The organism is Mesorhizobium sp. M7A.F.Ca.CA.002.15.2.1 (assembly GCF_003998715.1).
In the GTDB taxonomy this organism is placed as follows: domain Bacteria; phylum Pseudomonadota; class Alphaproteobacteria; order Rhizobiales; family Rhizobiaceae; genus Mesorhizobium; species Mesorhizobium ciceri.
Genome location: NZ_RZPI01000505.1, coordinates 1 through 4,249, shown reverse-complemented (window position 1 = coordinate 4,249; position 4,249 = coordinate 1). Strand labels below are relative to the sequence as shown.

4 protein-coding genes are annotated in these 4,249 nt (G+C 64.2%); all 4 read right to left on the bottom strand.

From position 1 onward, the window contains the following. The coding region (locus tag ENZ74_RS23760) for an rRNA adenine dimethyltransferase family protein (protein WP_281059723.1) at positions 1-453 on the bottom strand (453 nt) is incomplete at its 3' end. 10 nt (positions 454-463) lie between these two features. Then, entirely contained in the window at positions 464-1,492 is a 1,029-nt protein-coding gene (gene pdxA / locus ENZ74_RS23755) for a 4-hydroxythreonine-4-phosphate dehydrogenase PdxA (RefSeq protein ID WP_013532510.1), read from the bottom strand. A 1-nt stretch (position 1,493) separates the two neighbouring features. Next, positions 1,494-2,432 carry a peptidylprolyl isomerase gene (locus ENZ74_RS23750; protein ID WP_024504313.1) on the bottom strand — a complete coding sequence of 313 codons (939 nt, stop codon included), beginning with the start codon at positions 2,430-2,432 and terminating at the stop codon, positions 1,494-1,496. Between the two features lie 90 nt (positions 2,433-2,522). Then, the coding region (locus tag ENZ74_RS23745) for an LPS-assembly protein LptD (protein WP_164761161.1) at positions 2,523-4,249 on the bottom strand (1,727 nt) is incomplete at its 5' end.

The window sequence follows — 4,249 nt, the reverse complement described above, 5'->3', positions numbered from 1 at the left end:
GGTGTAGAAAGGCGGCCAGTCGCTGACCGTCAGCCAGCGCACCAGCAGCTCCGTGCCGATGTTGTAGGGCAGGTTGGCCACGATCTTGACCGGGCCGCCATTGCCGGTCGCTCGACCGGCAAGGCCCGTGAAATCCGTCTTCAGCGCATCGCCCGAAACAACCTCCAGCCGGCCGGGATAGTGGCCGGACACTTCGGCAAGAGCAGCCAGGCAACGTTCGTCGCGCTCTATGGCGATCACCTGGCGCGCTCCGTTGGCAAGCAAGGCGCGGGTCAGCCCGCCGGGACCGGGGCCGACCTCGATGACGGTTGCATCGGACAAGTCGCCGGCGGTGCGGGCGATCTTGCCGGTGAGGTTGAGGTCGAGCAGGAAATTCTGGCCGAGCGCCTTCTTCGCCTGCAGCCCATGACGCTCGATCACCTCGCGCAGCGGCGGCAGCCCGTCGATGGTCATGCCCGAGATCTCATGCGGCAACCGCCTTGGTGTTCGTGTCGGCCAGCCGCCGGGCAAGCTTCAGCGCCGCTATCAGGCTGTCGGGCCGCGCCACACCCTTGCCGGCGATGTCGAAGGCCGTGCCGTGGTCGGGCGAGGTGCGGATAAAGGGCAGGCCGAGCGTGACATTGACCGCCTCGTCGAAAGCCAGCGCCTTGGCCGGGATAAGCGCCTGGTCGTGATACATGCAAAGGGCCGCGTCGTAACCAGCCCGCGCCCGGACATGGAACAACGTGTCGGCCGGCAAAGGGCCGAAAGCGTCGATGCCTTCGGCGCGCAGGATGTCGACCGCCGGGCGCACGATCCGCTCGTCCTCGAGGCCCATGGCGCCGCCTTCGCCGGCATGTGGATTGAGCCCGGCAATCGCCAGCCGTGGCCTGGCAATGCCGAAGCGGCCGGCAAGGTCGGCAGCGGTGATGCGCGCGGTGGCGACGATCAGTTCGGTGGTCAGTGCCTTCGGCACCTCGGCCAGCGCTATGTGGATGGTGACGGGAACGGTGCGCAGGTCGGGTCCTGCCAGCATCATCACCGGCATCGCCTCGACGCCGCTGTGCCGAGCCGCCAGATGCGCCAGATATTCGGTGTGGCCGGGAAAGCGAAAGCCGGCATCGTAGAGCGGCTTCTTGGCGATGGGGCAGGTGACCACGGCCGAGGCTTCGCGGGCAAGGCAATCGGCGACGGCGCGGTCGATGGCCTCGATCGTGGCGGCCGCATTGGCCGGATCCGGCTGGCCGGGGCTGTCGATGCAGCCTGCAGCCAGCGGAACGATCGGCAAGGCGCGGGCAAAGACCTGCGCCGCTTGTGCCGGGGTGGCTTCGGCGATCGGCAGCGAGAGGCCGAGCAGGCGCGCCCGGGAGGCGATCAGCGCCGGATCGGCGAGCAGGTAGAAGGGGGGCAGGGCGGCAGCTTCACGCGCCATGAAGGCGGCGATGGCGATCTCCGGCCCAATGCCGGACGGATCGCCGGCGCTCAACGCGAGCGCAGTCACTGCGTTGCCCACGTCAGCGCTTGACGATGCGGGCTTTTGCCTTCAGCTCGTCGACATATTTCTTGCTGAGCGCGTCGGCATCCTTGTCGCCGCCGGAGCCTTCGGCCTGGAACGCCATCTGGGCAACCTTGTCGTCGGACACTTCGCGCGACGAGCAGATGCCGATGAATTCGACGCCGCGTTCGGTTTCGCGCGTGACGGTGGCACCGCCGACTTTGGTAGCTTTGATCTGCTCGGCCCAGTCCGGCGGCAGTTGCGGCGCCAGCACCCGGCCCAGATCGCGAACGGTGACGTCGATCAGGCCCTTGGCGAATTCGCGCGTCGTGTTGCAGCCGTTGAAGCGGGCGCGCATGGCGTCGGCCTCTCGCTTGCGTTTGCCCAGCGTCGCGCTGCGTTCAGCCGCCGGCACCACGAAGATGACCTGCTGCAGCATGTATTCGGTGGCGCTCGGTTTGGCGCCGCCTTTTTCGAGCATCTTCCTGACGAGATCCTGTTCGCTGACGGCGCCGGTGCCGTCGCCGGAACGGTAGCGCGCGCTCAAGGCCTGGTTCCAGGCCATCTGGGCGCGGATGAATTCCTTGAAGTGGCTCTTGGTGACGCCCGACTTCTCCATGACGCCGTCGAGCTGGCTGAGCTGCATCTTGTTGCTCGAGGCAAAGCGCTGGTACGCGGCATCGACCTGGGCGTCGCTGATGCGGATACCAAGCCGCTTGGCCTCGGCCATACGCAGCGTCTGGTCGATCATTTCCTGGCCGGCATCGCCCTTCTTGCGCTGCAGCTTCAGGAAAGCGGCGCGATGGGCGATGTCGCCGGTGGTGACAGGAATGTCGTTGACGACGTATTTGATCTCGCTGGCGAAAGCCGGCGGCGCCATTACGGTGATCGACACGGACGTCGCCGCCACGAGCAACGCGAAACCTGCTGAAAAGAGGTATTTCCTCATCGTTGGCATCCCAATTCTATCCCGGTCCCGCCCAATTTGATCTTTCCAGGTGCGCGAAATCCGTGCCAGCCCTATGCGGCGAAACGATGTCGCCGATTGTTACTGGATCGTGTCGACGGCACTGGTCGACGAGCCGAAATCGCCGAGGGTGCGGAACGACAGATTGAAGCCGATGGTCTGCGACACCTCCCTGGTGTTCAGATCGCGCGACTGCGAGTAGGTCATCAAATAAGTGAAGCAGGAATCGTTGTAGGCGAAGCCGACGCCATCCTTGACCAGCAGGCTCTGCTGCAGGTCGTAGGTTCCTGTGCCGAAGACGCGCCAGTTTTCGGCCAGATGCGTGGATGCACCAAGCGTGACCTCGTGGCGGTCGGTGGTGAAGCCGTACAGCGGCTGGGCCTGGATGAAGGCGTATTTGGCGCTCAGCGACACAGGCAGGCCGGAATAGGCGGCCTTCACCTCGGCGCGGCGGATCTCGAAGCTCTGTTCGTCGAAACGGCCGCTGACCGAGGCCGCGAAGCCGTTGGGGCTGTTGATGCCGAACAGGCCGACATAGTCGGACTTGGTCGTGTCGAGGCCGGAGTTTGCGCCGACATTCACCAAATCCGGCGCGGCGAACGAATTCTCGCCGCCAATCTGATAGGATTGGCCGAAAATGGCATTGGTGCCCCAGCCATTGTTGTAGGAGCCGGAATAGCGGAAGCCGACATTGGCGCGCGAACCGCCTTCGACGCGGTCGTAGCCGGAGAACTTGTCGCGTTCGAACAAGGTGGTCGCATCGAAGACCATGCTTTGGGCGTCTTCGTTAGGCACTGAGAGGCCGCCGACATATTGCTCGTTCGGACGCATGAAGACCTGTGCCATCGGTTCGATGACATGGCTGGACCCGCTGGCCATGGAAAACAGCACCGGCCAACGCATCTCAAGCCCGGCGGTTGCCATGTAACGGGCAAATGACGAGCGCATGTCGTCCTGCTCGCCCAAATGCGTCGCCATTCTGTCGATCGCGTCCAGCGAAGCCGACGACGCGTTGAGGTAGTCGACGTCGCCCTGCAGCGCGAGCAACGGCGTCAGCACCAGCCCGCCATCGGTGACGAAGCTCCGCTTCCACTCGGCCTCGGCGGTGAGACGGCCCGATTCGCCTTCAATGCCGCGGACGCGCTGCGTGGGAGTGAGGGCATTGTAGGGCTCGACGAAGGTCTCATCGACATCGTCGCGGCGGATGACACGCGCGTTGACATTGAGCGATAGCTGGCCGCCGGCCACCGACGCATCAGGAATATAGGCGTAGTCGAGCGACGGCAGCACCCAGGGCTGTTGTCCGCTTCGCGCAGAGGCGTTGTCGTCAGGTGTATCTTCCTGCACATCGAAATGCATGGCGCGCACGTCGAAATAGTTGCGGCCGTTGAGACCCGTCAAGTAGACCGACGACTGGTGGACGCTGCTATTGTACTTTTCGATGCCGTAGGTGTTCGAGAAATTCTTGTCGGTCTGCAGCAGCACGTCCCAGCCGAAGTTCCAGCGTGAGTTGATGGCGAACTGCCCCTGGGTACCCATCATGCCGCGGAATTTGTTGGGATCGCCGGCGCTGCCCGAATTGACGTTGTGGCCAGAGCTGGAGGGGAAGGCAGTGGTGTCGAGGAAAGCGTCGGGATTCTGCTGGTGTATCCCGGCGATCTTCAAGCTGTACTCGCCATTGTTGAAGCGCTGACGCCACTCGGCCTCACCGAGGAAACCCTGCTTGGTATAGCCGGTGCCGGTGACGGTCAGGTCGTAGGTCGGCGCCAATGCAAGATAATAGGGGACTTTCACGCCGACGCCGAGAT

Coding starts and splice junctions, on each gene's coding strand:
- ENZ74_RS23750 (WP_024504313.1), bottom strand. CDS start 2,432: ATGCCAACGATGAGGAAATACCTCTTTTCAGCAGGTTTCGCGTTGCTC.